The sequence below is a fragment of the Gemmatimonadales bacterium genome, from assembly GCA_036265815.1.
Taxonomy (GTDB): Bacteria; Gemmatimonadota; Gemmatimonadetes; order Gemmatimonadales; family GWC2-71-9; genus CAVVWJ01.
This window is the reverse complement of the sequence record DATAOI010000011.1, coordinates 1-25,792: the sequence shown is the minus strand read 5'-3', so window position 1 is coordinate 25,792 and position 25,792 is coordinate 1. Positions and strand designations below refer to the sequence as shown.

Here is a 25,792-nt window from a genome sequence, read left to right as displayed (position 1 = left end):
CTCACCCTCCGCCGCGGGTGGTCCCCGCATCGCGCCGGACCACGCCCAGCTCGCCCGCGAGCGCGGCGAGCAGCCCGGTCTCGACCTCATCCACCTCGGTGTCACGCAGCGTCCGGTCCGGTGCCCGGAACGTGAGCCGGAAGGCGACGCTGCGGGTGCCGGCGGGCAGCTCCGGACCGCGGTAGTCGCTCTCGATGTCCACCCGCTCGAGCAGCGGCCCGCCCGCCTGCCGCAGCAGATCCTCCACCTGGCGCGCGCTGGTGCCCTCCGGCAGCAGCAGGGCGAGCACGCGCTCCGACGAGGGAGTGGTTGGAAGCGACTGGAACGCCGGCGGCCGGCGGGGAGCGGGGTCGATCACCAACTCGAGGCCGAACAGCGGTGCCGCCCAGGGCGGCGCGTCCGCCTCCAGCGGTCCGGCCTGACCCACCACCCGGCCATCCCGGTCCCTGACTACCCAGGCATGATCCTGAACTTGTACCACGGCCCCCGGAACCGCCAGAGCGGCCGCCGCCTCCACACGGCCCTTGAGATCCCAGAGATCGAAGCGCGCCTCCCCGGTGCCGGTCCAGTGCTGCGGCTCGCGCCGGCCGGTGAGGACGGCAGCGAGGCGCCGCTCCTCCCGCGGCCGGCTGCCGGCCGGTGCCGCCACGAATGCCGTGCCGATCTCGAACAGCCGCACGTCCGACACGTGGTTGGCCCAGTTGCCCTCGACCAGCCGCACCAGCCCCGGCAGCAGCCGGCGCCGGAGGTAGGCGTCGTCCGCCGAGAGCGGGTTCAAGAGCCGCACGCTCTCCTCACCGTCGGCCGGGCCCATGGGGAGGGTCACGACCTCGAACAGCCCCTGCTCCACCATTCCGCGGCGCACCTGGTCGACCACCCGCTCCACCCGCGAGTCGGGCAGTCCACCGAGCCGGAAGGGGCGCAGGTCGGAGGGGAAGTTGTCGTACCCATGCAACCGCGCGATCTCTTCGATCAGATCGATTTCCCGCACCAGGTCCGGACGCCACCCCGGTACCTCCACCGCCATCCGCGCGTCCTCCGGCTTGGAAACTACGGTGGCCCCGATGGCGACGAGGTACCGCTCCAGCACCTGCCAGGGCAACTCCACGCCGAGCACTTGGGCCACGCGGGCCGGACGAAGGAAGATCCGCGGCGGGTTGGAGGGCGACGGCCAGAGGTCCAGCGGCGCCTCTGCCAGCTCGCCGCCCGCCGCGGCGAGGATGATCTCCAGGCAGCGCCGCATCGCCTCGACACCGCCCCAGCGATCGATGCCGCGCTCGAAGCGGTAACTCGCCTCGGTGCTCATGCCGAGTGTTCGGCGGGTGGCCCGGGTCCGGGCCGGATTCCAGTACGCACCCTCCAGCAGCACGTCCCGCGTCTGGAGGCCGACCTCGCTCGAGGCCCCGCCCATGAGGCCGGCGAGCCCGATCACTCCCTCCGCGTCGGCGATCGCCACCATGTCCGGCGTCAGAGCACGCCCCTGATCGTCCAGGGTCACCAGGCGCTCGCCCGCGCGCGCCCGCCGGACGATCAGGCTTCCGCCCCGCAGCAGCGCCGCGTCGTAGGCGTGCATCGGCTGGTTCAGCTCGAACATGACGTAGTTGGTGGCGTCCACCACGTTGTTGATCGAGCGCTCTCCCACCGACTCGAGCCGGCGGCGGAGCCACTCGGGCGACGGGCCGACGGTGACGCCGCGGATCAGCGCGGCGTGAAACCGGGGGCAGGAATCGGGATCCTCGATCGTGACCCGGATCTGCCCCACCGAGCCAGTGGCCCCGGCACGCCGGGACGGCGGCACATCGATCGCCTGCGCCCCGGGAATCGGGGGCAGCCGGAACTGGGCCTCGAAGGAGGTCGCGAGCTCCCGCGCCACGCCCTTGTGGCACAGCAGGTCGGGACGGTTGGGGGTCACGTCGACCACCAGGCGGTGGTCGGCGAGGGGGATCGCGTCGAGCAGCGGAGTCCCCGGAGCCGCGTCGGTGGCGAGCTCCCAGATGCCTTCGGCATCATCGGCCAGCCCCAGCTCCGCCAGCGAGCAGAGCATGCCGACGCTGGTGACGCCGCCGATCGCGCGCGCGCCGATCTCCAGCGGTCCCTTCTTGCCCCCGGGCACCGAGGTGCCCACGCGGGCGAACGGATAGAGCTTCCCCGCGGTCACGTTGGAGGCGCCGCAGGCTACCACCTTGGGCTCACCGGTTCCATCGTCGACCCGGGTCAGCCGGACCTTGGTGAACTTGGGGTTGGGATGCGGCGTCACTTCGAGGACGCGCGCGACCACCAGCGACTCGAGCCCCGGGTGTACCGGTTCCACCGCGTCTACGGGCGCGCCGAGCATGGCCAGCCGCTCGCTTACGTCCGTGGGATCGAGGGCGCGCCGAAGGAACGCCTCCAGCCAGCGAAGCGAGAGGTTCATGACGTTTCTCCCCGCCTCGCCACCTGCTGCAGAAATCGCATGTCGCCTTCCAGGAGCAGCCGAATGTCGGGCAGGCGATACCTCAGCATCGCGATGCGATGCGGGCCCATCCCGAACGCCCAGCCGGTGTAGCGCTCCGAGTCGAGGCTGCAGCTCTCCAGCACGGTCGGGTGGACCATCCCGCAGCCGAGGATCTCCATCCAGCCGGTGCCCTTGCACGCCGGGCAGCCGCTGCCGTGGCAGAGCTGGCACTCCACGTCCATCTCAGCCGACGGCTCGGTGAACGGGAAGAAGGACGGGCGGAAGCGCGTCCTGGTGGTGGCCGAGAAGAAGCTCCTGGCGAAATGGATCAGCGTGGCCTTGAGGTCGACGAACGAGATTCCCTCGTCCACGGCGAGTCCCTCGATCTGGGAGAACGCGGGCGAGTGCGACGCGTCGAATGCGTCGTTGCGGTAGACCATGCCGGGAATGACCACCCGTACCGGCGGTGGCGACGCCAGCAGCGTCCGGATTTGCACCGGCGAAGTGTGCGTGCGGAGCAGCAGGCGGCCATCGGGCTCGCCCTCGACCGGCGGCGCGTCGAGATACAGCGTGTCGTGCATGTCCATCGCCGGATGGTCGGGCGGGAAGTTGAGCGCGAGGAAGTTGTACCACTCGGTCTCGACTTCCGGTCCGATGGCCACGGTGAACCCGATCCCCCGGAAGATCTCCACGATCTCGTCCACCACCTGGGTGACCGGGTGGGAGGCGCCGACCCAGCGGGACCGGCCGGGCATGGTGAGATCGAGTCCCGCGGTTTCGCGCCGGTGACGCTCGGCCTCCACGGTCGCCCGCCGCTGGGCGAAGGCGGTCTCGAACCGGACCTTGAGCTGGTTGACCGCCGCACCGAACCGCTTCCTCTCGTCGATGGGGAGCGTGGCCAGGCGCTTGAGCGCGGCCGTCAGGATGCCGCTCTTCCGGCCCAGGACGGCCACCGCCTCGGCTTCAAGCGCTTCGGGGCCGAGCCTGGGGACGGCCTCGAGGCGCGGCAGGAGCGCGTCGAGATCGGCATACCCGGTGGTCATGGATGCGGGACTCACGGACATGGGGACCTGTGCGTGAATGGGGCCGCCCGCCGAGCGCGAACGGCCCCATCCGGGCGACAACGGCGGCGGGCCGGCGGCCGCCCTATGGTCGATGATGCCTACTGGTTGTTCTTCGCCACGTCGGCCAGCCGGCCGAACGCGTCGATGTCTCGCACCGCGAGGTCGGCGAGCACCTTCCGGTTGATCTCCACGCCACCCTTCTTCAATCCGGCCATCAGCCGGCTGTAGCTCAGGCCATGGAGCCGGGCCGCGGCATTGATCCGGGTGATCCAGAGCGCGCGGAATTCGCCCTTCTTCTTGCGCCGGTCGCGGTAGGCGTACCGCATGGCGCGCTCGGCCGTTTCCTTGGCCGCCTTGTAGAGCTTGCTCCGGCCGCCGCGGGCACCCTTCGCGGCCTCCATGATCTTCTTCTTGCGGGCGTGGTGCGCGACGCCGTTCTTGACGCGAGGCATTGGTCGCTCCTTACGCCTGGAGGAGGCGGCTGACGCGGGGGAAGTCGGCCGAGCTCACCAGATCGCCCTTCTTGAGCCGGTTCTTCCGCTTGCGCGTCTTCTTGGTCAGGATGTGGGTGTGGTTCGCGTGCCAGCGCTTGAGCTTGCCCGTACCGGTCTTCTTGAAGCGCTTCATGGCGGCACGCTTGGTTTTTTGCTTTGGCATTGCTGCTCCGTTTGAGAGGGCGTAGGGCGGTAACGGCGGTAAGGGCGGTCAGGCCCACCGGTCCACCATATGAACCCCCGCCGCCTGCCGCTCCTACCTTCCCGTCCTTACCGCCTTACCGCCTTTACCGCCCTTCCCGTCCTACTTCGGCGCGATGACCATCGTCATGTTACGGCCTTCCAGCTTGGCGTCGGACTCGATCTTGCCGACATCGGCCAGGCTTGCCGCCACCCGGTCCAGCACCGCCCGTCCCAGATCGAGATGGGCGATCTGCCGGCCGCGGAACATCATGGTGACCTTGACCTTGTTGCCATCACCCAGAAACTCCCGCGCGTGGCGGGTCTTGAAGTCGAAATCGTGGTCATCGATTCCGGGCCGGTACTTCACTTCCTTGAGCAGGATGATGTGCTGCTTCTTCTTGGCCGCGCGCGCCGCCTTGGCTTCCTCGAACTTGTACTTCCCGTAGTCCATGATCTTGACGACGGGAGGCCGAGCGGTTGGCGCCACCTCCACGAGATCCAACCCGCGCTCCTGGGCGGCGGCCAACGCCTCCTCGATCGGCAGGACTCCCAGCTGTTCGCCCGTGGCCGTGATGACGCGGACCGGGCTGATACGGATCATGCGGTTGACGCGGGTTCGCTTGTCGCGTTCGTTCGTGGACAGTGGGCGTGCCTCCAACCAGTAAAAGAGAACGGGCACCCTCGAAACCTTCCGGGTGCCCGCGATGCCCAGCGCCGCCAGGGCCGCTGCTCGGCCGATCGGCTGGGATTGCCAGGACCCGGTTGCGCTGCGGCACCGGGGCCGGCAGGCTGAGGGTGGGGGAGCTGGAGTCCCCACTTGTACAGGCCGGGCAAAGTACCCGGGAACCAGGGTCATGTCAACCGCGTAAATCGATCCCCGGCACCACGCCAGATGCCACCGTGCCTCCCGGCATGGTCGCGGAAAGCACGACCCCTTTTCCCTCGGCGACCGGGACTCCCGACGCGATGGTGGGGTCGTGCTCGAAGATCAGCCGCCAGCCGCCGGCCACCGCCTCCTGCAGCAGCCGCCGCTTGCTCTCGAGCGTCCGCAGCGGCTCCAGGTCGTAGCCCATGATCCACGGCAGCGGCAGGTGGGCGACGGTCGGGATCAGGTCGGCCAGGAACACGGCCGTCTCCCCGCCGTCTCGCAGCACCACCGATTGGTGGAAGGGGACGTGCCCCGGCGTGAGCCGGACGGAGATTCCGGGCAGCACCTCGCCTTCCCCTTCCAGCAGCTTCCACCGTCCAGCCGCGGCGATCGGCTCGAAGTTGGCCGGGAGATAGCTCGCCCGGGTGCGCTCGTTGGTGTGGCTGGCGAACTCGAGCTCGCCCCGCTGCACCAGGTAGGTGGCGTTGGGAAAGGTTGGACGGACGTGGCGGCGGGGATCGTCCTCCAGGTCAGGATCCATGGTGGTGTTCCCGCCGGCGTGATCGAAGTGCAGGTGGGTATTGATCACCCAGCGGACGTCGGAGGGGAGGAATCCTACCGAGGCGAGGGCGTCTTCCAGCTGGGTGGCGCCCTCCAGACCTTGATTCTCGACGCCGTAAACGTCCAGGAACTTCGCCGGCTCCTTGTTCCCGAGGCCGGTGTCGATCAGCACCAGACCGTCGGCGTGCTCCACCAGCAGGCAGCGTAGGGCCAGGGGGATCCGGTTCCGCTCGTCCGGCGGGACCCGTGTCATCCAGAGGGTGCGCGGCACCACGCCGAACATCGCCCCACCGTCCAGCCGCTGGAGGCCGCCCTCCAGGGTGTGGCAGCGGAGAGCGCCGATCTGAAAGGTCTGCGCGAGGCTCATGGGCGGAGAATCTAATCCGGCCCGGTCTGCTGGCCATGGCGGAAGGAGTGCTCGACCGAGAAGTAGAGCAGCAGGTCGGTGGTGTGCCCGCCGTCCGCGAACACGATCGGAATCCCCACGCCAGGCACGATCTGGGTCCCGCCGAAGTTGAGGGCGAAGCGGATGCCGGGACTCAGCGTGGAGCTCGCCTCATGGGTGACGCCCCCGGCGGGGGCGATCGTGCCGGACCACGCCTGCACGAACTCAAGCATCAGGTTGACCGGCCGGGTGACCGGGCCGATGACGCTGCCACCGACGCTGTAGCTGGTCACTGTGCGGTCGGTCGGCGCGGCGGCCGCCTCGTCCCGCACCCGGGCGAGAAGCTGCATTCCCGCGTTCAGATGCGCCGCCAGCGAGGGGCCGACCCGCAGGCTCACCGGAAGGTTGAACTGCCCGCCGAGGGTGCCGGCGCCCAATCCCTTGGCTTCGCTTCCGGTGGGCAGAATCAGGGAGAGCCGGGGAGCGACCGCCACCCGTTCGCTGCTCCGAAGCTGGAGCCGGTAGTTCAGCAGGAGATCGCCGAACCCATCCGGCGCGTCACCCTGCTGGATCTGGAAGGGTATGGTGTAGCTCAGCTGATGCCGCTGTCCGCGGAACGGCCATTCCTGGGTGAAGCCCGCCACCACATCCCGCCGCCCGGGGCCGGTGAGGGTCACGCTGCTGATGTGCTGGACGACGCCGGCCTCCTGGTTATACGCCTCCTCGATCAGAAATGAGTTATCCTCGATCGCCGCCTCGGGGAGCTGGCTCTGTGCCCGGAGTGATCCGGAGCCAAGCGCCATCAGCGCGAGAGCCAGGGCCGCCCGCATCAGCGCCCGTTGCCTCTGCTCGGCGACATTCAGAATAGGGGAAGTGACGGGGCCGCTTGCGTCGCCCGGCGGCGGCCCATCCGCCGCGCCTGCACGCCCTCCAGGTCCTGCAGCGTACGCACCCCCTCCTCCCGGGCGAGACGAAGCAGCCGGGCCAACACCTCGGCGGTGACCAGGGCGTCGCCCGCGGCGCGGTGGCGCGCCTCGTTCTCCAGCCCGAAGTAGTGGGTGAGGCTGTCCAGGCCGCAGGAGCGCACCATGCCCCTGAGGAGGCGCCGCGCGAGCCGGACCGTGCAGAGCCGGGGGCCGTCCAGCGCGAGATCGCGGGACCGGCGCACTTCGGCGCTCACGAAGCCCCAGTCGAAGGTGGCGTTGTGGGCCACGAAGATGCGGCCGGCGAGCGCCGCGAGCACCTGGTCGGCCACCTGGGCGAAGTCCGGGGCGTCGCGGACCATCTCGTTGCTGATGTTGGTGATGGCGCAGATGGCCGGAGGAATCGGCCGGCCGGGGTTCACCAGCGAATCGAACACCACCTCCCGCCGGTTCCCCTGGACCACGACCACCGCGATCTCGGTGATCCGGTCGCTCGCGCGGGACCGCATCCCGGTGGTCTCGACGTCCACGACGGCAAAGGCGCAGTCGTCGAGCGTCGGGGAGCCCTGCGCCTCGGGTAGCAGACTCCATCGGCCATCCGCGAGCTGGCGCACCCGTGGATCCGCCCCCAGCAGCGCGACCGCGATGCGGTCGCAGACGGCCTCCTGGGCTCCGGCGAGACCCAGCACCCGATGACAGAGCGTGGCCGCCGCTCTGGGCCCTTCCCGCAGCACCAGCAGCACCCGCTCGACCAGCGTGCTCTCCGGGTGAACCGAGAGGCCCGTCACACCGCCCCGCGCGCGAGTGGGAGGGACATGCAGCGGGGCCCACCACCACCCCGGGCCAGCTCGGTGCCCTCGATGGTGATGGCGGTGCGGTGCTTGGCGTCGGTCCAGTCGTCAAAGGCGAGGAAATTGACCGCGGGCACCACTCGGAAGCCGGCCTTCTGCAGCTCGCAGAGGGTGGCGTCGTTTCGGCGGTAGCTCACGACGGTGCCGGGACGTACTGCCAGGAAGTTGCAGGCGGAGCTCCACTGCTCCCGCTCCTGGCTGATCCGGTGCTCTCCGCCCGCGAACACCGGCTCGAGCGGCAGCGCCACCTCGCGCAGAGCGGTGAAGAAGTCGGGCATCTCCCGCACCCCTTCCTGTCCCTTCCTCCGGTGCAGCACCGCCCGCCGCTCCGGGCCGACGAAGAAGGGCGGCGACACTACGCAGAGCTCCCGGTCGACGTGGGTGAAGACCATGTCCAGGTGGATCGCGGTCGGGGCCCGGGGCATGACCACGACGACGATGTCGGTGACTTCACCCTGGCCGAACACGGCCTCGCACAGTTCGTCGAGCGCCGCCGGGGAGGTGCGCTCACTGAAGCCGAGTACCAGGAGGTCGGGACGCAGGTAGTGGACGTCTCCGCCCTCCAAGGTGTAGTTGCTGCGACGCTCCTCGGACCCGTCGTACAGCAGACCGGCGTTGGCCAGCTCGGGGTGGAAGCGGAAGAGGGCCTTGATCAGCAGCTCTTCGGTCCAGCGCACCCCGTGACGCATCGAGCCGACCACGGCGTGCCGGCCGAGCACCATGCCGATGTCGCGGGGGAAGAAGAGGTTGGGCAGTGGAGGAAAGGCGAACCCCTCCTCGTTGAGCGCTCGGGCGAAGGGACCGACTTCCTCCCGGGTGCCTTCGATCAGCATCTCGACGATTTGCGCCGGCGGCAGGATGCCCAGCCGCTGGGCCAGCTCGTCCGAGGGAAACACATCCATCGTCTTGCTGATCAGGAAATCCCGCGCCTCGGGCTCCGCCAGGATCTCGGCCAGCAGGTCCCGCACCTGGAACACCCGCGCGAAGCGGCGCAGCACCGAGACGAACTGGCGGTGCTCCCGCTGGGCGATCTCCAGGTCGATGATGTCGTCGTACAGGTAATCTTCGCGGTTCCCCGGCGTCACCGCCTCCAGCTCCCGGCCGGGCGTGTGCACCAGGACCGTCTGGAGCTGACCGATTTCAGAGGTGACGTTGACGGGCATAGGAGAAAGTATCGGGTCCGCCGCGCGCGGGGCTAGGGGGTTACCCTGTCGGCGACCCCATATCGTCACACCACCCCCTCACTCCTTCCGGTACCCCGCCCCCCGTATCACCCGTCCGGGCAGCGCATCCGTTGGCTTCGCGTCCGCTATCACCGGCACGCCATTCACCAGGACCCAATCCATGCCCTCAGAGAGCTGGTTGGGCCGCGCAAAAGTGGCGAGATCGCGGACCTTGGCGGGATCGAACACCACCACGTCGGCCCACATGCCGGTCTTGAGCACGCCCCGATCACCCAGGCGCATGCGTTGCGCCGGCAGCGAAGTGAACTTCCGGATCGCGTCCTCCAGCGTCAGCCGGTGCTCTTCCCGGACGTATTTCCGCAGAATCCTGGGGAAGGTCCCATAGGCCCGCGGGTGCGGGTGCTCCTGCCCCAGGATGCCGTCCGGCGCGGTGCCCTGCGAGTCGTTGTTGATCGAGACCCAGGGCTGGCGTAGGGCCAGCACGATGTCCGGCTCCGACATGCCGAAGACTGCGACGCTGGTATATGCCTTGTCCTCGATCAGGAGATCGAAGATCGTCTCGATCGGATCGGTCTTCCTCAGGCTGGCCACCTGCGCCAGGGTCTTCCCCTGATAGGAGACCAGCGCCGGGTTCTGCACCGCGCCGATCAACACCGCCTCCGCACCCGGAATCTCCTGCCATTCGTTGTCCCACCCCTTGCCGGGCGCGAGCATCTCCCGATGGATCCGGCGCCGAAGCGCCGGGTCACGCAGCCGCTCGATCATCCGCGCGTCGCCACCGTCGTGGGCCCAGGGCGGCACGAACGCCGACATGGAGTTGAACCACGCCGGATAGGCGTAGGTGTCGGCGGCGATGTCCACGCCCGCGCGCCGGGCGGAGTCGATCTTGGCCACCGCCTCCGGCATGCGTCCCCAATTCCGCCGGCCGGCCACCTTGAGATGCCAGATCTCGACCGGGATATCGGCTTCCCGCCCGATCCGGATCGCCTCGTCCAGCGCCGGCCCGATCTCGTTCTCCTCCGACCGCATGTGGGTGGCGTACATGCCCCCCAGCTTCGAGGCCTCCGCCGCGAGCGCGATCAGCTCCTCCGTCTTGGCGTACGGCGCGGGCGGATACTGCAACGCGGTGGAGACGCCTACGGCACCGTCCCGCATCCCGTCCCGTACCAGCGCCTTCATCCGCTCCAGCTCCTCGGCGGTGGGCGTACGGTCGCCGTCACCCAGCACCACCCGGCGCACCTGGGTGGCCCCGATGTAGCTCGCCAGGTTGATCCCCATGCCCTGCCGCTCGAGCCGGGCAAAGTACTCGCCCAACGTGCGCCAGTTGGGCGTGAGCTTCAGATGATCGTAGTACGCCTGATCGGCGGCGATGACCGAGTCGCTCAGCGGCCCCGCCGAGCCGCCCTCGCCGGTGATCTCGGTGGTGATGCCCTGAAAGATCTTCGAAGGCAGGTGCGGGTTCACCAGAATGGTGAGCTCCGACTGTCCCAGCATGTCGATGAACCCCGGTGCCACGACCCGACCGGCCGCATCGATGATCTGCTTCGCAGTAGCATCGTGCAGCCGCCCGATGACTGCGATCTTCCCGTCCCGAATCCCCACATCGCCCGCGTACCAGGGCGACCCGGTCCCATCGATGATCCGGCCGTGGCGGATCAGCACGTCGTACGACTGCTGCTGCCCCGTCAGAAGTCCCGGAGCGCACAGCAGAGCCAGGCCGATGGCAAGGGATCGCATCGATGCTCCTGTCGAGAGGGGAGACGGTAAGGGCGGTAAGGGCGGAAAGGGCGGAAAGGGCGGCAACGAGGTGGAGAACTCCAAGCCCTGCACTTACGAACCTTCCCGCCCTTACCGCCCTCCCGCCCTACCGATTCGCCAGCGCGTAGCTCAGCGTCTCCAGCTCGAGCGCGAGATTGACCGTCTTCACCAGCACATCATCCGGCACCACCAACTGCACCGGGGCGAAGTTGAGGATCGACTTGAGACCGAGCGCCACCAGCCGGTCGGTGACGGGCTGCGCCGCCTCGGCCGGCGTCACCAGCACGGCCATGTCGAAGGGATGGCGGGCGAACTCCTTCTCCAGCGTTGCCACGTCGAGCACCGTGAGCCCGTTCCACTGCCGTCCGATCTTGGCGGGATCGCTGTCGAAGATGGCGACGATGTCGAAACCCCGCTGCCGGAAGCCACGGTATTGCACCAGCGCGCTGCCGATCTTCCCTGCCCCGATCATGGCGACCTGATAGCGCCGCTTGAGCCCGAGTATCTCCCGCAGGCGGTCGGCCAGCTCGGGCACCGGATACCCCAGTCCTCGCTTGCCGAAGGAGCCGAAGAATGAGAGGTCCTTCCGCACTTGCGCCGACGTGGTGCCGCCCCGCGACGCCAACGCTCCCGAGCTCACCGTGGCGATCCCCTGGCCCTCGAACTCCTCGAGGAACCGCAGGTAGAGCGAGAGTCGGCGGACCGTCGAGTCGGCGACCTTACGCATGTGTCGTATTTTTGTGAAACATTTCACAAACCTACCGCGCCGTCCATCCCGCGTCAACGAGCGCACGCAGCAGCCCGGCGAATTCGCCGGGCGAGAGCACCTCCGGCCGGACATCGCCGCGCAGCCCCGCCGTCGCCAGCACCCCGCTCACCCGCGCGGCCTCCCAGCCGGTGAGCTCCCGCAGTCCACGGAGCAGCTGTTTTCGGCGGAAGCCGAAGATGCCCACCACCAGACGGCGGAAGAGCGCCTGCTCCCGCGGGACGATTAGTGGATCGGGCAGCGGCGTCAGCCGAAGCACCGCGGAGTCGACCTTGGGACGGGGAGCGAAGGCGCCGGCCGGGACGGTGAACAGCCGCTCCGCTCTCGCGACGGCCTGCACCCCGACGCTCAGCGCGCCGTACGCCCCCGTGCCGGCATCAGCCGTCACCCGCTCCGCCACCTCTTTCTGCACCAGGAAGACGATGCGCCCGGGGGGCGGTGGCTCCAGCGCCTTGTCGATGAGGGGCGAGGTGATGTTGTAGGGGATGTTGCCGGCAACCAGAAACCGTGGGCCCGTCAGCTCGTGCCAGTCGGCCTCGAGCGCATCGGCCTCGATGATCTCCACCCGGGGGAAGCGCGCGCGAAGGGACGGGACGAGGCTGGAATCCTTCTCGATCGCCAGCAACCGGCCGGCCCGCTCGGCCAGCATCGCCGTGAGTCCACCCGGGCCGGGCCCGATCTCGAGCACCGTGTCCTCCGGCCCGGGCTGGAGTGCGTCGACGATCCGGGCGAGCAGTCGCGGGTCGGAGAGAAAGTGCTGCCCCAGGCGGCGCTTGGCCCGGGGCACCGTCAGATCCGGAGGACCAGCAGCGTCCGATCGTCCACCGGCCGCGCGCCGAACGCCTCCGCCTCCGCCAGCACGGCGTGCACGATCTCCTCCACCGGCTCGGCTCGGTGGGCGCACACCGCTGTCAGCAGCCGCTCCGAGCCGAACGGCTCGCCCGCCTCATTCCGCGCATCGACCAGGCCGTCGGTCCACAGTACCAGGAGATCGGTCCCGACGCGCCACGGCACCTGTCGGCGCTTGATGCTCCCTGCCGTGGCCAGACCCAACGGTGGCGCCGTTGCCTCCAGGCGTTCCGGCTCGCCGAACCGCGGGATCCGGAACGCGTACGGGTGTCCCGCGCTGGCGTAGTCGAGGCGGCCGGTGAGCGGATCGAGCACGCCGTAGAACACACTGAAGTACATCTCCGTCGTGGCGAGCTCGGTGTCGAGGCTCTCCAGCAATGCCGTGAGCGTCTCGTCCGGCGTGACCGACGCCGCCGCATGAATCCCCGCAGCCGCCATCACCAGTGCCATGATCAATGCCGCCGAGAAGCCGTGGGAGGCCACGTCTCCCAGCATGACACCCACCCGGCCCCGGCCCAGGCGCGCGAAGGTATAAAAATCGCCGCCCACCGAGTCGGCCGGTAAGCAGCGTGCCGCCACCTGCGCGTCCCCCTGCAGCACCGCGGGAGACGGGAGCAGCTTGAGCTGGAGATCATGCGCCAGCTCCAGCTCGCGGTGAAGCCGCTGCTGCCGGACGTCGCTCTCGACCAGCCGGGCGTTCTCCACGGCGGCGCCGATCTGGTTGGCGACCGCCGTCACCAGCTTCCGGTCGCTCAGGGTGAAGCGGTCGCCGCCGATGCGGTCGGTCAGGTTGATCACGCCCACGCAGCGGAGTGGCGCGCCCGGCGCGCCATAACAGATCGGCACGCTCAGAAACGCCTGGCCCCGATAGCCGCGATCTTCGTCGCACTCCCCGGGAGACGGATACGATCTGCTGGAGTCGGCGGCCACCACCCGGCGCTCCCGGTACACCCGGGCGGCCACCGAGCACTCGTCGTCCACCGGGACCGGCTCGAGTCCCGCCACCCCGAACCCCCGGGCCGCCACCGTGCGGAGCACCTCTGCCGAGGGGTCGTACACCATGATCGAGGCGCGTCTCGCGCCGACCACCGTGCTCACCTCCCGCGCGATGATCTGGGTGGCCTCCTCCAGTCGCACCGTCTGGCCGAGGATCTCGCTGATGGCGTAGAGCAGATCGATCTCTTCGTAGCGGCTGGTGAGCTCCTCGGTGAGAAACGCGCGCTGCCGCTCGTTGTCCAGGAGCGCTCCGACGACGGGGAGGATCCGGCCGCTCACGCCGCTCATCTCCTCCTCGGTGCCGCCGGAGACCTCGAGCCAGTAGCCGTCCACTTCCGCCACCGGATCGAGCCACGCCGCTCCGGCCGGCGTGGACACCAGTCCCGGACCCTTGGGCACCGGTGGCGACCACCCGGGGTCGGCCCCTGCGGCGACGCGCAGCGTGCGCCCGTCGAACCGCCACAGGCGTACCTGTCCCGCCGCGAGCGCGCCGAGGCCGTCGAGGATCAGATCGAGCCGCCCTACGGGCGGCGCAGTATCATGCAGATGGAGTTCCCTTGCTCGTTGAACTGGACCGCGTCGACGAGCTTCCGGATGAGATAGAGGCCCCGACCCCCGGCCTCGTCGATCTGCTCGGGACGGATCGGCTCCGGTACGGCGGACGGATCGAAGCCGGGACCCTCATCGGTGACCACGAGTCGGATGCTGTCGGGCAGGAGCTCGGCCCGCACGTCCACCCACTTCCCGCAATCCTCGCAGTTCCCCCGCATGACGGCGTTGCTGAGCGCCTCGGAGAGCACTACCTGCAGTCGGAACCGGGTGCGCTCCCAGGCGTGCTGGCCGGCCAGACAGTGCCGGGTGACCAGGTCCACCGCTTCCTCGATGCAGGTCACGTCGCTGGGGACCCGCAGCGTCACCAGCGTCGCCACGCCGTCGGTGTCCGGGGTCGGCGAGCGACGGACGGTGAGGCGGAGCGGCGACGGCATATCCCGGCGGGCTAAAAGCTGGCGAGGGCTTGTTGCGGTGTCTCGGCGATGGCGAAGAGGGTGTCGAGCTTGGTCAGCTCGAACAGGGAGCGAAGATCCTCGTTGAGCCCCGAGAGCCGAAGCTCCCCGCCCATCTCGCGGATACGCTTGGAGATCGAGACCAGCGCCCCGAGCCCGGAGGAGTCGATGTAGCCGGTGCGCGAGAAGTCGATCAGGATCCGCCGCTCGCCCTTGTCCAGCGTGCTCTGCACCAGCTCCTTGAGCTCCTGTCGGTTGCCGACGATCAGTTGGCCCTCCACCTGCACCACGGCCACACCGCTCGGGTCCTTCGTCTGGTTGAAGCCCATCAGGCTCTCCATCAGTTCGGGGGGTCGCCCTGGAGCGCGACCATTGCCGCCACCTCGACAATATCGTCGGCGCTGGCCCCGCGCGACAGGTCGGCCATCGGACGTGCGAGCCCCTGCAGCATGGGGCCGATCGCGGTGGCGCCCGCCAGCCGCTGCACCAGCTTGTAGGCGATGTTCCCGGCGTCGAGATCGGGAAAGACCAGGACGTTGGCTCGCCCCGCCAGAGGCGACCCCGGCGCCTTCCGCTCTGCCACCTCCGCCACGAGCGCGGCGTCCGCCTGGATCTCGCCGTCTACCGCGACGTTGGGCGCCAGCTCCCGGAACCGCTGCACGGCGGCGCACACGTGGGCCACCCCCCGTCCTTCCGCACTGCCCCGGGTGCTGTACGAGAGGAACGCGACCCTCGGCGCGTCGCCGACCAGCCGGCCTCGGTCGCGGGCCGCCGCGAGGGCGATCATCGCCAGCTCCTCCGGCGTGGGCTCCGGCACCACCGCGCAGTCGGTGAAGGTCAGCACGGTCTGATCCGGCAGGACCATGTAGAAGGAGGAGCTCACCAGCCGCACTCCCGGCGCCGTTCCGATGGCCCAGAGTGCGGCGCGGATGGTGTCGGCGGTGGGACACACCGCGCCGGCCAGCGCCCCGTCCGCCTCACCGAGCGCCACCAGCGAGGCGCCGAAGTTGAGCGGCATGGCGGCCACGTCCAACGCGTGCACCCCGTCGTGAATGCGGTCCGGCCGGCGCTCCCGCAGATGCTGGGCGATCCGTCCCAGCCGCGGGTCGGTGGCCGGATCGATCCCGTCGCCCCCCAGAACGATCGGCTCCACCACTTTGTCCCGGCTCAGCCGCGCCGCCGCTTCGCGCACGCGCGGATCGGCGCCCTCGCAGAGCACGATCCTGCGCCGTCGGGCGGCGGCCCGCTCCAGCAGCTTTGCGTGGAAGCTCATTCCCGCGACCGTCGGACCAGTGCCGCGGCGACGGCCGGGTGCACCAGGGCGCTCACGTCGCCGCCGAACCGGGAAACCTCCCGGACCAGGCTCGAGCTCAGATACGTGAGGTCGACCGAGGGCACCAGGAAGACCGTCTCGAGCGAGGGATGGAGCTGCCGGTTCATCAGCGCCATCTGGAACTCGTACTCGAAGTCGCTGACCGCGCGGAGGCCCCGGATCACCAGCGTGGCGCCCACCCGTCTGGCATACGCGGCCAGCAGGCCATCGAACGCCTCGAAGCTGACCCGTGGGTCGTCGCCGATGGTGGTCCGCAACAAGGCCAGGCGCTCCTCCACCGAGAACAGCGGCTGTTTCGCCACGTTGATTGCCACGGCCACGATCAGCCGGTCCGCCAGTACCAGGCTCCGGCGGATCAGGTCCTCGTGGCCCTTCGTCGGTGGATCGAAGGAGCCGGGGTAGATGGCGATCCGAGTCATGGCGCGTGGCAGAAGGTGAGGGCGGTGTCTCCGTAGCGCCGGGTGTCGTCGCCGCCGAGCGGCTGGTCGGCCCGATGCTCGACGGAAAGAATGCGCGCGAAGGGAGTTCGGCGGAAGACCGCGACCAGCCGGGCGGCGTCGTCCCGGGTGTACGGCGGATCGGCCAGGGCCAGATCGAATGCCGCCGGCGGCAGCCGCTCGGCGTAGCGCAGGGCGTCGGCCCGGTGGACGGTGGCCCGGCCGTTCACGCCCAGGGCGCGGATGTTGGCCTCCAGCGCCCCCAGGGACATGGGGCTCAGCTCCACGAAATCGGCCGAGGCCGCCCCCCGCGAGAGCGCTTCCAGGCCGAGCGCGCCGCTGCCGGCGTAGAGGTCCAGCACCCGGGCCCCGGGTACGGCGCCGCCGAGAATGCTCATCCACGCCTCGCGCACCCGGTCGGCGGTCGGCCGGACCCGCGGATCCTTCGGCACGGCCAGGCGGCGGCCGCCGAATTCACCCGCGACGATCCTCATGGCCTCCGCGCCGGCCTCACACGCCGTGCGGCGTGAGGGCGCAGAGGCGGGCCTGCAGGGTGGTGGTGCCGTTCCACTCATTGCACTCCAGGCGAAACGCCACGTCGACCAGCCCCTCGCCCAACCAGGGGACCCGGTCGGCCCACTGGAATCCGATGGCCGCCAGCCGCGCCGACCCGTTCTCCAGCACGCCCTTGAGATGGCCGTTGCCCACCCGGGAGCGGCCGGCCAGACGGACACCGCGGACGCCGAACACCGGACTGGAGTTCCCCTGCCCGCAAGGCTCCAGGTGGCGGCACATCCGCTCCAGCTCGCGGGTGGCCTCGTCGAGGCCAATCTCCAGGTCGACCCGCTGCTCGGGACCGAGGTCGTCCGGCCCGAGGCTCTCGCGGGCGATCTCGCCGAACCGCTCGCGAAATGCCTCGAGGTGCTCCCGGCGGATGGTGAGCCCGGCCGCCATCTGGTGCCCACCGTAGCGCTCCAGCAGGTGGCCACAGGAGAGAAGCGCCGCGTGCAGATCGAAGCGTGAGATGCTCCGGCCCGATCCCTTGCCGATGTCGCCATCGAACGCGATCAGGAAGACCGGCCGTCCGTAGCGCTCGACCACGCGGGACGCGACGATCCCGACCACGCCCGGATGCCACCCGTCGCCCGCCAGCACGAAGCTGGCGGCGCGCTCCGGATCGTCCACGCACTCTACCTGCCCCAGCGCCTCGTCCAGCATCCGCTGGTCGAGCGCCTGGCGCTCGAGGTTGAGGCCTTCGAGCTGCTTGGCGAGCTGAAACGACTCGGCCGGGTCGTCCGAGAGCAGCAGGCGCAGACCGTCCACCGCCTCGCCGATCCGGCCGGCGGCGTTGAGCCGGGGACCGAGGATGAATCCTAGGTGTCCCGCCCGGATTTCCTTCCGGCCGAGCCCGCAGGCCTCGATCAGCGCCCGCAATCCCGCCCACCGGGTCTCGGCCAGGAGGCGAAGCCCATGCTTCACCAGCACCCGGTTCTCCCCCACCAGGGGCACGACATCCGCCACGGTGGCGAGGGCCACGAGATCCAGCAGATGGTAGGGATAGTTGGGCGGAAGTCCGATGGCCGGTACCAGCGCCTGGACCAGCTTGAACGCGACACCCGTGCCGCAGAGCGACTGGGCGCCGGAGCGATCGTCCGGCCGCTGGGGATCGACCACCGCCAGCGCCGGCGGCAGATCCTCGCCCGGGAGGTGGTGATCGGTGACGATGACACCGATGCCGGCCGCGCGGGCCGCCCGGACCGTCTCGCCCGCGGTGATGCCGCAATCGCAGGTAATGATCAGCGAGGCGCCCGCCGCCTGCGCCGCCGCCAGCCCGGCCGGGCCGAAGTCATAGCCATCGCGCAGCCGGTGCGGCACGAAAGGATGCGCGTCGGCGCCGGCCGCGCGGAGCGCGCGGGTGAGCACCGCGGTGGCGCACTGGCCGTCGACGTCGTAATCGCCATGGACCAGGATCGTTCCGTGGGCCCGGACCGTGGCCGCGATGGCGTCCACCGCCTCCGCCATGCCGGCCAGGGCCGACGGGTCGGAGAGATCGGTGATCGGGGGCCGGAGATAGCTCCGCGCCGCCTCTTCGCTGCCGTATCCCCGCTGCAGCAGCAGCGCCGCCAGTGCGGGCGGCAGGTTCAGTCGCTGGGCCAGCGACGCCACGGCCGCGGCCTCGGGCCGGGGCGCCACCACCCACCGCAGCAGCGGCGCCGGAAAGACGCTCACCATGACAATCTGGCGCCGGCGGGCGGCATCACGCGGTCCCCACGCCTTCCTGAGGATACAGAATCGCGCCGCAGCCTTCGCAGCCGTCGACGATCGCGCCGCTCTTGATCTGACTCCGCCGATTGAGTGGGATCGCGGTATGGCACGCACCGCAGGTCCCGCCGACCAGCGGCACCACCACGTCGGCGGCGCGGGAGCGGCGAAGCCGGTCGTAGCGAGTCCGGAGCGGCTTGTCGAGTTGGGAGGCGCTCGCCTCACGCTCCCGGAGCGCCGCCTCCCGCTCGCGACCCAGCGCGGCCCGGCGGTCCTCCAGGCGGTCCCGCTCGGGCTGCTGTTCGGCGATCACCGCCTCGACCTTCCGTTCCTCTTCGGCGACCTTGCTCTGAAGCATGCCCACCGCCTCGGCGCTCCGCACCCACTCGTTCTCCTCTTTGTGCATGACGGTGCGCGCCAGCTCGAGCTCGGCCATCAGGGTGGAGGCCTCCTTGGGATTGCGCACGTGCTCCAGCCGCTGCTGCCGGCGCTCCTGCAGCACGCGGAAGCTCTCGACCCGGGCCTCCAGCTCGTCCCGGCGGCGCGCGCCCTCGGCGGCGGCGCGGTGCGCGGCATCCAGCAGGTCGCGGGCACGTTGGAGTGTCTGATCCAGTCCGCTGCCCTCGGCCTCGAGCATCCGCATTCGTGCCTCCACCTCCTCCACCGCCCCGTCTTTGGTTTGCAGGTCGAGCAGCTTGACCAGGTCAGCGTGCATCGATATCGCCTCTCCGAATCGGCCGTTTCAACATCTCCTCCGGGAATCGGGAAGTGAGCTCCTGGGTGAGACGGCTCCGCTCCTGGATCAGCGCATCGAAGTCGGACGCCGCCAGGCCCGCGGCCTGCTCCCGCAGTTTCCGAGTCAGCGCGTTGAGCTTCCGCACCAGCGGGCGTGCCTCCAGGGTCCGGCAGGCGTCCACGTACGTCCGGTCGGGATCGGGGGCACCGTACTTGGGCTCGATGCTGTCGAGCCACGCCCAGGCCTGACGCGCCGGCGGCGAAAGTTGCTCCAAGAATAGGCCCGACCCGACGTTTTCGGGACTGCGCTGGAGCGACTCGTAGACTTCCCGCAACTCCGGCGTCTCGAACCATTCGGGTGGCACTTCCGCGGCCGCCCGCGTCAGCCACTCCCGGTCCTTGATCAGCACCCGGAGCAGGTCGCGCTCGGCCGAGCTGACGCGCCGCCGCGCCGGGGAGCGCCCGGTGCGCTCTACCCGGTCACCGGGCCGGGTGCCCGCCGCCGGCGGATTGACGGCCGGTCGTGCCGCGACCTGCTGGAGCAGCACCTCCCGGCTCACGCCGGTCCGCTCGGAAACCATCTTGAGGTAGAGATCGCGGCTGATCGGATCCGCGGTGGCCCGGATGGTGGGCAGCAGGCGGTCGAGCGCATCTCGCTGATGATCGACGCCTTCGAACCAGCCTTTCCGCTCGAGCAGCTGGATCTTCCGTTCCAGCAGATCGACGGCGTCGGTCAGGATCGGCTCCAGCGCCGCGGTGCCGCCCGTTCGCACCAGCGTGTCGGGATCTTCGCCCGGCGGCAGCGTGGCCACCCGCACCCGCATACCGTGTCGCAAAAGCTCGTCGCCGGCCCGAAAGGTGGCCCGGAGCCCGGCCTGATCGCTGTCGTAGAGCAGAATCGCGGCGGGGGCGAACCGCTTGAGCAGCGCCCCCTGATCGGGCGTGAGCGCGGTGCCCAGCGGAGCCACCACGTGCTCGATCCCCGCAAGCAGAAGCCGGAGGACATCGAAATAACCCTCGACCAGGATGACGGTCTCCTCCTTCCGGATCGCTCCCTTGGCCTGGTGCAGATTGTAGAGCTGCTTCCCCTTGTGAAAGACCGCGTTCTCGGGCGAGTTGAGGTACTTGGGCTCGCCCGGGCCAAGCAGGCGCCCGCCGAATCCGGCGACCCGTCCGCGAAGATCGTGAATCGGGAAGAGCAGCCGGCCGCGGAACCGCGCCACGATCGAGCCGTCGTCCCGCCGGGCCGCGAGCCCGGCCTCCAGCAGCACCGGCTCCTCCAAGCCGAGCTCGGTCATGGCGTCGAGAAACGGCTTGCCGGCGGAGGCAAAGCCCAGACCGTAGAGCGCGGCGGTCTCCAGGGGGATCTCCCGGCTGACCAGGTACTCGCGCGCGATCTTGGCATCGCTGGACTCGAGCAGGCGGCGCATGTACCAGTCCTGCGCCACGGCCACGGCGCTGAAGAGCGGCTCCAGCGGGTCGGGACCCGCCCGGGCCGTGCGCTCGGGAACGACGATGCCGCTGCGCCGCGCCACTTCGCGCACCGCGCTCGGGTAATCCATGCCGAACCGCTTCATCAGCCAGGAGAAGACGTCGCCCGACTCGTGGCAGACGAAGCAGTAGTAGCGGCCCTTCTTGGGAATGACGGAGAAGTTCCGGTGAGTGCCCCCGTGGAAGGGACAGGGTCCGCGGTAGTCCGCGCCGGTGCGCTTGAGCTCCACGCTTTCCCCGATCATGCCGACCAGGTCCGCGCTGTCACGCACCTGCTCCACGATCTCGTCGGGAATCATGCTCACGCGGAGAACTCCACGATGGTGACCCCGGTGCCGCCCTGATTGCGCGGCGCGAAAGCGTAGTGCGCCACCCGCCGGTCGCCGGAGACCACCCGCCGCACCCGCTCGCGTACCACCCCGGTGCCCATGCCGTGAATGATCCGGAGGTACGGCTGCTCGGCCAGCACCGCGGCATCGACCGCGGCCACGGTCGCCATCTCGGCTTCGTCGCCAGTCATGCCGCGGAGATCGATCTCCAGATTTGTCGGGTCGGCGGCGGGAGGCTCGGGCGCGTGGACGGTCCCGACGCGCTTCCCCTCCGGCGGCAGCAGGACGAGTGTCTTCCGGTCCACCACCATGCGCATCGCACCGACCGCGACGACCACGCGTCCGTCCCCGCGGAGCTCGAGGACCTCGCCCACGGAGCCGGCCGGAATACGGACCCGGGCACCGACCTCGAGCCGGTCCTCGGCGCCGCCGGCCACCTGCTCCGCCGGCTGCTCCAGCGCGGAGAGCTGCTCGCCTTCGGCCTTGATCCCCTCCTCGACCTGGCGTCGCGCCTCCCGCGCGGCGGCCTCGTCGGCGGCGGCTCGCGCGGTGCCCAGCGCCTGCTCGACCCGCTGCCGAGCCTCGAGGAGGAAGCTCCGGGCCTGCTGCCGACCCACCCGCTCGGCCTCCTTCTCCCGGCGCTTGAGCTCGGCGTCCCGGGCTTCCTGGGAGTCGGCCTGGAGCGAGAGCCGGGCCTCGAGCGCGTCCAGGTCCACCGTGCGTTCCGCCAGCTCCGTTTGCGCCGTGCGGAGCTCCCGCTCGCGCTCCTCCACGGCGGCGAGCAGTGCGTCCAGGCTCCGTTCGGCGTCGGGCACCCGCGCCTCAGCGTCGGCCAGGATCTCGGGCGGGACGCCGAGCCGGCGGGCGATGGCCAGTCCATAGGAGCGGCCCGGCACACCCTTCAGAAAGCGATAGGTCGGAGTGAGCGTGGCGGCGTCGAACTGGAGGGACGAGTTCACCACACCAGGCATGCGGCTGGCGAGGTCCTTGAGCGAGCCGAGGTGGGTGGTGGCCAGGGTGAGCGCGCCACGGCCGGTGAGCGAGACCAGCGCGGCCGCAGCCAGCGCGGAGCCCTCCGCGGGATCGGTGCCGCTCCCGATCTCGTCCAGCAGCACCAGTGTCGCCCCATCCGACTCCTCCAGGATCCGCCGCAGCATCCGTACGTGGGCGCTGAAGGTCGAGAGGCTGGCGGCGATCGACTGCCGGTCGCCGATATCGGCGAAGAAGCGCCGGAAGATGGGGAGCCGGCTGCCGGGCCCGACGGGGGGAACGATCCCGCTCTGCGCTAGCGCGGCCGCCAGCCCTACCGCCTTGAGCAGCACGGTCTTTCCGCCGGTGTTCGGGCCGCTGATGAGCAGCGTCCGTTCCTCCGCGGCCATCTCCAGATCGAACGGCACTACCGGCTCGCCGCCGGCCAGCAGCAATGGATGCCGGCCCCGCACCACGAGGAGCGGTGCCGGCGCGGGCGCCACCTCCGGCACCTCGCCTTCGACGGCGACGGCGTACCGGGCCCGTGCCACCAGATCGTCCACCGCGACGCACATCTCGACCAGGTCGCGCAGCACGGGCACCTCCGGCCGCACCAGATCGGTGAGCTCCCGCAGCACCCGGAGCGTCTCCCGCTCCTCCTCCACCTGCGCGGCCCGGAAGGCGTTGCCCAGCTCGATTGACTCGGACGGCTCGATGAAGAGCGTTCCGGCGCTCCCCGACTCGTCATGCACGATGCCGGCGGGCCGGCTCCGGGAATCCCGGCGCACCGGGATGACGTAGCGGCCGCCGCGGAGGGTGACCGAGCCTTCGCTCGGAGCGGCGTTGGCGTCGATGCCTCGAAGCAGCGATTCGAGCTTGCGCAACAGCCGTTGCCGGGCGGCGTGGACCTCCCGGCGCGCCGCCGCGAGCCGCGGACTCGCCGAGTCCAGCAGGTTGCCGTCGGGATCGAGCGATTGCTCCAGCCGGCGCTCGATTCCCTTGCCGGGGAGTGGCCGGGCCAGCCCGGCTGCCAGCGGCGCGGCCTCGGCCACCCGGCGGAGGTCGGCTTCCACCAGGCGGGCGGCCACGAGCACCCGGTGGAGCGCGGCCAGCTCGACGCCGTCCAGCACGCTGCCCTCGATCCTGAGCCGCGCGACCGCGCGCCCCACGTCCGGGATCGGCTCGGCCAGCAGCGCATCGCCGCGCCGGAGGAGCCCGGCCACCTCGCCCACGCGTGCCAGCTCCCCAGCGATCCAGGCGGCGTCAGCGTTGGGCCGGCGCTCGCGGAGCCGAGCCGCGCCCAGGGGCCCGACGGCGTGGCCGGCTACGAGGTCGACGACCTGGGCGAACTCGATGGTTTCGAGCGCATCGGCGCTGTCGGCTGGGGGCCAAGACGACGGGGTGCCGCCCCGCGACTGGGCCGACACCCCGGAGGGAGAAACCGACTCTGCCTGCGCCATCAGCCTGCCTGCAGCTCCTCGCGGACGATCTGGTTGATCAGCTTGCCTTCGGCCCGGCCCTTGAATCTGGGAAGCACCTGGCCCATCACCTTGCCGACATCGCGGGCACCGGCAGAGATCACCTCGCGCACGGCGGCGCGGATCTCCTCGGGATCGACCGCCGGGGGAAGGAACTCCTCCAGGATCCGGATCTGCCCCTGCTCCGCCTCGACCAGGTCCTGGCGGCCGCCGGCGGTGTATTGCTCGATGGCCTCGCGGCGGATCTTGATCCCTTTCCGCACCACCTCCACCACTTCGTCGTCGCTGGCCGGACGGCGCAGATCGATCTCCCGGTTCTTCAGGTTGGAGATGATGGTCCCCAACACCAGGGTGCGCGGCTTGTCCTGCGCCTTGCGGGCCGCGTTCATCGCGGCCCGCAAGCTTTCGCCGAGACTAGACCCGGACGACACGGGGACCCCGCCGCGTCTTGCGCACCGCGGCGTTCATCTTCCGCTTGCGCTTCTCACTCGGCTTCTCGAAATGGCGGTGTTTGCGCAGGTCCGACAGGATCCCCGCCTTTTCGCACTTTTTCTTGAACCGCTTGAGCGCCCGATCGAAGCTCTCGTCATCGTGAATGATGACTTCTGGCATTCGCTGATTCACCCCTCTCATGCCCCGGTAAGGGCATTAGTCGGAACAAGTTGGGAAATTAGGGACTGCCCCGATGGGAGGCAAGACGCGCTCCGCCTGGATCAGGGCTTGATGTCACCTTTGGGACTCGGTGCCGGGTTCGGGCCGGCCGCGCGAATGTTGACGGCCTTGCTCAGGATGTCGAACCAGAACGGGGCCCCCAGAGAGATCGCCGCGGCCGTGATGAGGAGTCCGAACACCTTACTGATAAACCAGACCGTGCGGGGCTCGGTCATCTCATCGCCCGACCAGCCCAGTGGCACCCCGGTGGTGGAGAGCTGCAGAAGCCGCGCTTCCACCTCGGCGGCGTTCGTTCTGAGCTCGTCGGCGGTGACCCTGTGCTGGGAATCGGCCGGCTGAGGCGTGGCCGAAGGCAACCCAGAATTGGCAAACTCCGCCGCCCGCTGCACCACCGTCGAGAGCTTTTCCGGGTCGTTGGCGAGCGCCGTCCCGATCCGGATCGTGTCGGCATTGGCCGCCACCGCCAGCACCACGGCCACTCCCACGGTCAGGTAGTGCACCCGGCGCCTGTACCATCCCGAGACCCGTTCCATGACATCGTTGAACCAGGTCTCGACGTTCTGCTGCAGCGTGGACAGCTCGGTGCCGCCCTGGGCGGCGAGGGTGAGGAGCGCCTGCTTGACGTTTCCAGCCGGGAGCTTCGCCAGCGCCTCGGTGACGCTCGCCAGCGTTCGGGACCCGTCCGCGGGGGGCGCGACGACATCGAGGAGGGCCACCGCGAAGGCGCGCGACGGGATATAGGACGGGTCTTTGCCTGCACGATGCAGCGAGCGAATCAGAGGGTGATGGTAGAATGCCTTGCGGACGGTGTCGTCGTCCAGCATCCGCATCAAACCCTCTTTCAGAGTGGCGCTCCGACCGCTGGTGAGGTTGGCGATGAACTCGTTGAACCCGGTACAGGCGAGACTGAGGATCAGATAGACCAGGATGAGACCGATGCCGACGTCGAGCGAGTGCAGGCCGAACATGGGAGCCCTCTCCGATGAGCGTCGCTGGACCGGCGGCTCAGCCCGGCGGCCAGGTGAGCCGGCGGCCGCCGAGGATGTGGAAGTGCAGGTGATCGACGCTCTGCCCCGCGTCGGGACCGGTGTTGGTGACGATGCGATACCCCTTCGCGTCCAGTCCGAGCTCGCTAGCCACCTCGGCGCTGAAGCCGAGCAGGCGGCCCAGCAGTCGGTCGGATCCGGCACCCCTGGCGTCCCGCACGTTCGGGATGTGCTGGGTGGGAATCACCAGCACGTGCGTCGGCGCCTTGGGATCGACGTCGCGGAAGGCCATCGCCTCCTCGGTGCGCTTGACCACCTTCGCCGGGATCTCTCCCGCCACGATCTTGCAGAACAGACAGTCAGCCACGGATACCTCGGAGTCTCGCCGTCGTCACCATCACCGCAGCGGCCAGGGCGGCCGTCTCGAATCTCAAGGTGTGCACCCCCAGCGCCCTGGGCTGGAACCCGCCCGCGAGGAGAGCCGTCCGCTCGGAATCGGACAGTCCGCCCTCGGGACCCACGACCACGGTGACGGGCGTGGCATCCATCGCGGAAGCGGGCGTCGCACCGGTTGGATCGGCCAGCCACTGAACGCCGGCGCGCCGGCGGCCGAGAAATGCCGGCAGCTCGACGGGCGGTTCCACCATCGGCGCCCACGCGGCGCCGCATTGTTTGAGCGTCTCGAGGGCGTGGCGCCGGAGCTTCGGCAGATGCTGCTCGCGCACCCGGGTGGCGACTCCAGCGGTCCGTTCGGTCAGGAGCGGCACGACGGTGGTGACC

27 protein-coding genes are annotated in these 25,792 nt (G+C 69.9%); all 27 read right to left on the bottom strand.

Annotated elements, in window-relative coordinates:
• Position 1: 1 nt before the first annotated feature.
• Positions 2–2,413 carry a phenylalanine--tRNA ligase subunit beta gene (gene pheT / locus VHR41_01525; protein HEX3232846.1) on the bottom strand — a complete coding sequence of 804 codons (2,412 nt, stop codon included), beginning with the start codon at positions 2,411–2,413 and terminating at the stop codon, positions 2–4.
• Positions 2,410–3,477 (bottom strand): phenylalanine--tRNA ligase subunit alpha, encoded by a 1,068-nt coding sequence (pheS, locus tag VHR41_01520; GenBank protein ID HEX3232845.1) that lies wholly within the window; start codon positions 3,475–3,477, stop codon positions 2,410–2,412. Before pheS ends, pheT begins: the two co-directional genes overlap by 4 nt.
• Before the next feature lie 119 nt (positions 3,478–3,596).
• Positions 3,597–3,950 carry a 50S ribosomal protein L20 gene (gene rplT / locus VHR41_01515; GenBank protein ID HEX3232844.1) on the bottom strand — a complete coding sequence of 118 codons (354 nt, stop codon included), beginning with the start codon at positions 3,948–3,950 and terminating at the stop codon, positions 3,597–3,599.
• A 10-nt stretch (positions 3,951–3,960) separates the two neighbouring features.
• Entirely contained in the window at positions 3,961–4,155 is a 195-nt protein-coding gene (rpmI, locus tag VHR41_01510) for a 50S ribosomal protein L35 (GenBank protein HEX3232843.1), read from the bottom strand.
• Positions 4,156–4,296: 141 nt separating this feature from the next.
• The gene (infC, locus tag VHR41_01505; protein HEX3232842.1) at positions 4,297–5,031 is read right to left on the bottom strand and encodes a translation initiation factor IF-3; all 735 of its coding nucleotides are present in this window, start codon (positions 5,029–5,031) and stop codon (positions 4,297–4,299) included.
• A gap of 1 nt (position 5,032) precedes the next feature.
• Positions 5,033–5,971, bottom strand: coding sequence for an MBL fold metallo-hydrolase (locus VHR41_01500; GenBank protein HEX3232841.1), 939 nt, complete (start codon positions 5,969–5,971; stop codon positions 5,033–5,035).
• Between the two features lie 11 nt (positions 5,972–5,982).
• Positions 5,983–6,819: a hypothetical protein gene (locus tag VHR41_01495; protein HEX3232840.1), complete on the bottom strand. Its 837-nt coding sequence runs from the start codon at positions 6,817–6,819 to the stop codon at positions 5,983–5,985.
• 29 nt (positions 6,820–6,848) lie between these two features.
• Complete coding sequence (locus VHR41_01490) at positions 6,849–7,700, bottom strand: 3'-5' exonuclease (GenBank protein HEX3232839.1); 852 nt, start codon at positions 7,698–7,700, stop codon at positions 6,849–6,851.
• On the bottom strand, positions 7,697–8,926 hold the full coding sequence (locus tag VHR41_01485) for an arginine deiminase family protein (protein HEX3232838.1): 1,230 nt from the start codon (positions 8,924–8,926) through the stop codon (positions 7,697–7,699). Before VHR41_01485 ends, VHR41_01490 begins: the two co-directional genes overlap by 4 nt.
• A gap of 78 nt (positions 8,927–9,004) precedes the next feature.
• Positions 9,005–10,684 carry a D-aminoacylase gene (locus VHR41_01480; GenBank protein HEX3232837.1) on the bottom strand — a complete coding sequence of 560 codons (1,680 nt, stop codon included), beginning with the start codon at positions 10,682–10,684 and terminating at the stop codon, positions 9,005–9,007.
• A 127-nt stretch (positions 10,685–10,811) separates the two neighbouring features.
• Positions 10,812–11,432: a redox-sensing transcriptional repressor Rex gene (locus tag VHR41_01475; GenBank protein HEX3232836.1), complete on the bottom strand. Its 621-nt coding sequence runs from the start codon at positions 11,430–11,432 to the stop codon at positions 10,812–10,814.
• A gap of 31 nt (positions 11,433–11,463) precedes the next feature.
• Complete coding sequence (gene rsmA, locus VHR41_01470) at positions 11,464–12,258, bottom strand: 16S rRNA (adenine(1518)-N(6)/adenine(1519)-N(6))-dimethyltransferase RsmA (GenBank protein ID HEX3232835.1); 795 nt, start codon at positions 12,256–12,258, stop codon at positions 11,464–11,466.
• Positions 12,259–12,260: 2 nt separating this feature from the next.
• A complete protein-coding gene (locus VHR41_01465) occupies positions 12,261–13,715 on the bottom strand; it encodes a GAF domain-containing SpoIIE family protein phosphatase (GenBank protein HEX3232834.1) in 1,455 nt (484 codons plus the stop codon).
• Between the two features lie 122 nt (positions 13,716–13,837).
• Complete coding sequence (locus tag VHR41_01460) at positions 13,838–14,302, bottom strand: ATP-binding protein (protein ID HEX3232833.1); 465 nt, start codon at positions 14,300–14,302, stop codon at positions 13,838–13,840.
• A gap of 11 nt (positions 14,303–14,313) precedes the next feature.
• Complete coding sequence (locus VHR41_01455) at positions 14,314–14,649, bottom strand: STAS domain-containing protein (GenBank protein ID HEX3232832.1); 336 nt, start codon at positions 14,647–14,649, stop codon at positions 14,314–14,316.
• 11 nt (positions 14,650–14,660) lie between these two features.
• On the bottom strand, positions 14,661–15,593 hold the full coding sequence (locus tag VHR41_01450) for a phosphate acyltransferase (protein ID HEX3232831.1): 933 nt from the start codon (positions 15,591–15,593) through the stop codon (positions 14,661–14,663).
• Positions 15,590–16,072 carry a pantetheine-phosphate adenylyltransferase gene (gene coaD / locus VHR41_01445; GenBank protein ID HEX3232830.1) on the bottom strand — a complete coding sequence of 161 codons (483 nt, stop codon included), beginning with the start codon at positions 16,070–16,072 and terminating at the stop codon, positions 15,590–15,592. Before coaD ends, VHR41_01450 begins: the two co-directional genes overlap by 4 nt.
• The gene (locus tag VHR41_01440; protein ID HEX3232829.1) at positions 16,069–16,584 is read right to left on the bottom strand and encodes an RsmD family RNA methyltransferase; all 516 of its coding nucleotides are present in this window, start codon (positions 16,582–16,584) and stop codon (positions 16,069–16,071) included. Before VHR41_01440 ends, coaD begins: the two co-directional genes overlap by 4 nt.
• A gap of 16 nt (positions 16,585–16,600) precedes the next feature.
• Entirely contained in the window at positions 16,601–18,322 is a 1,722-nt protein-coding gene (gene recJ, locus VHR41_01435; GenBank protein HEX3232828.1) for a single-stranded-DNA-specific exonuclease RecJ, read from the bottom strand.
• A 25-nt stretch (positions 18,323–18,347) separates the two neighbouring features.
• Positions 18,348–19,067 (bottom strand): hypothetical protein, encoded by a 720-nt coding sequence (locus VHR41_01430; GenBank protein ID HEX3232827.1) that lies wholly within the window; start codon positions 19,065–19,067, stop codon positions 18,348–18,350.
• A complete protein-coding gene (dnaG, locus tag VHR41_01425) occupies positions 19,057–20,877 on the bottom strand; it encodes a DNA primase (GenBank protein ID HEX3232826.1) in 1,821 nt (606 codons plus the stop codon). Before dnaG ends, VHR41_01430 begins: the two co-directional genes overlap by 11 nt.
• A 2-nt stretch (positions 20,878–20,879) precedes the next feature.
• Entirely contained in the window at positions 20,880–23,336 is a 2,457-nt protein-coding gene (locus tag VHR41_01420; GenBank protein HEX3232825.1) for a Smr/MutS family protein, read from the bottom strand.
• Complete coding sequence (locus tag VHR41_01415; GenBank protein ID HEX3232824.1) at positions 23,336–23,785, bottom strand: GatB/YqeY domain-containing protein; 450 nt, start codon at positions 23,783–23,785, stop codon at positions 23,336–23,338. Before VHR41_01415 ends, VHR41_01420 begins: the two co-directional genes overlap by 1 nt.
• Complete coding sequence (rpsU, locus tag VHR41_01410) at positions 23,769–23,966, bottom strand: 30S ribosomal protein S21 (GenBank protein ID HEX3232823.1); 198 nt, start codon at positions 23,964–23,966, stop codon at positions 23,769–23,771. Before rpsU ends, VHR41_01415 begins: the two co-directional genes overlap by 17 nt.
• 101 nt (positions 23,967–24,067) lie before the next feature.
• Positions 24,068–24,994, bottom strand: coding sequence for a hypothetical protein (locus VHR41_01405; protein ID HEX3232822.1), 927 nt, complete (start codon positions 24,992–24,994; stop codon positions 24,068–24,070).
• Positions 24,995–25,031: 37 nt separating this feature from the next.
• Complete coding sequence (locus tag VHR41_01400) at positions 25,032–25,379, bottom strand: histidine triad nucleotide-binding protein (protein HEX3232821.1); 348 nt, start codon at positions 25,377–25,379, stop codon at positions 25,032–25,034.
• On the bottom strand, positions 25,372–25,792 hold a 421-nt coding region (locus tag VHR41_01395), incomplete at its 5' end, for an RsmE family RNA methyltransferase (GenBank protein ID HEX3232820.1). The genes VHR41_01395 and VHR41_01400, both read right to left, overlap by 8 nt.

Bases quoted from the DNA above. Each gene is read 5' to 3' on its own strand.
- pheT (HEX3232846.1), bottom strand. From the start codon at position 2,413: ATGAACCTCTCGCTTCGCTGGCTGGAGGCGTTCCTTCGGCGCGCCCTC.
- pheS (HEX3232845.1), bottom strand. From the start codon at position 3,477: ATGACCACCGGGTATGCCGATCTCGACGCGCTCCTGCCGCGCCTCGAG.
- rplT (HEX3232844.1), bottom strand. From the start codon at position 3,950: ATGCCTCGCGTCAAGAACGGCGTCGCGCACCACGCCCGCAAGAAGAAG.
- rpmI (HEX3232843.1), bottom strand. From the start codon at position 4,155: ATGCCAAAGCAAAAAACCAAGCGTGCCGCCATGAAGCGCTTCAAGAAG.
- infC (HEX3232842.1), bottom strand. From the start codon at position 5,031: ATGACCCTGGTTCCCGGGTACTTTGCCCGGCCTGTACAAGTGGGGACT.
- VHR41_01500 (HEX3232841.1), bottom strand. From the start codon at position 5,971: ATGAGCCTCGCGCAGACCTTTCAGATCGGCGCTCTCCGCTGCCACACC.
- VHR41_01495 (HEX3232840.1), bottom strand. From the start codon at position 6,819: ATGCGGGCGGCCCTGGCTCTCGCGCTGATGGCGCTTGGCTCCGGATCA.
- VHR41_01485 (HEX3232838.1), bottom strand. From the start codon at position 8,926: ATGCCCGTCAACGTCACCTCTGAAATCGGTCAGCTCCAGACGGTCCTG.
- VHR41_01480 (HEX3232837.1), bottom strand. From the start codon at position 10,684: ATGCGATCCCTTGCCATCGGCCTGGCTCTGCTGTGCGCTCCGGGACTT.
- VHR41_01475 (HEX3232836.1), bottom strand. From the start codon at position 11,432: ATGCGTAAGGTCGCCGACTCGACGGTCCGCCGACTCTCGCTCTACCTG.
- VHR41_01460 (HEX3232833.1), bottom strand. From the start codon at position 14,302: ATGCCGTCGCCGCTCCGCCTCACCGTCCGTCGCTCGCCGACCCCGGAC.
- VHR41_01455 (HEX3232832.1), bottom strand. From the start codon at position 14,649: ATGGGCTTCAACCAGACGAAGGACCCGAGCGGTGTGGCCGTGGTGCAG.
- VHR41_01450 (HEX3232831.1), bottom strand. From the start codon at position 15,593: ATGAGCTTCCACGCAAAGCTGCTGGAGCGGGCCGCCGCCCGACGGCGC.
- coaD (HEX3232830.1), bottom strand. From the start codon at position 16,072: ATGACTCGGATCGCCATCTACCCCGGCTCCTTCGATCCACCGACGAAG.
- VHR41_01440 (HEX3232829.1), bottom strand. From the start codon at position 16,584: ATGAGGATCGTCGCGGGTGAATTCGGCGGCCGCCGCCTGGCCGTGCCG.
- recJ (HEX3232828.1), bottom strand. From the start codon at position 18,322: ATGGTGAGCGTCTTTCCGGCGCCGCTGCTGCGGTGGGTGGTGGCGCCC.
- VHR41_01430 (HEX3232827.1), bottom strand. From the start codon at position 19,067: ATGCACGCTGACCTGGTCAAGCTGCTCGACCTGCAAACCAAAGACGGG.
- dnaG (HEX3232826.1), bottom strand. From the start codon at position 20,877: ATGATTCCCGACGAGATCGTGGAGCAGGTGCGTGACAGCGCGGACCTG.
- VHR41_01420 (HEX3232825.1), bottom strand. From the start codon at position 23,336: ATGGCGCAGGCAGAGTCGGTTTCTCCCTCCGGGGTGTCGGCCCAGTCG.
- rpsU (HEX3232823.1), bottom strand. From the start codon at position 23,966: ATGCCAGAAGTCATCATTCACGATGACGAGAGCTTCGATCGGGCGCTC.
- VHR41_01405 (HEX3232822.1), bottom strand. From the start codon at position 24,994: ATGTTCGGCCTGCACTCGCTCGACGTCGGCATCGGTCTCATCCTGGTC.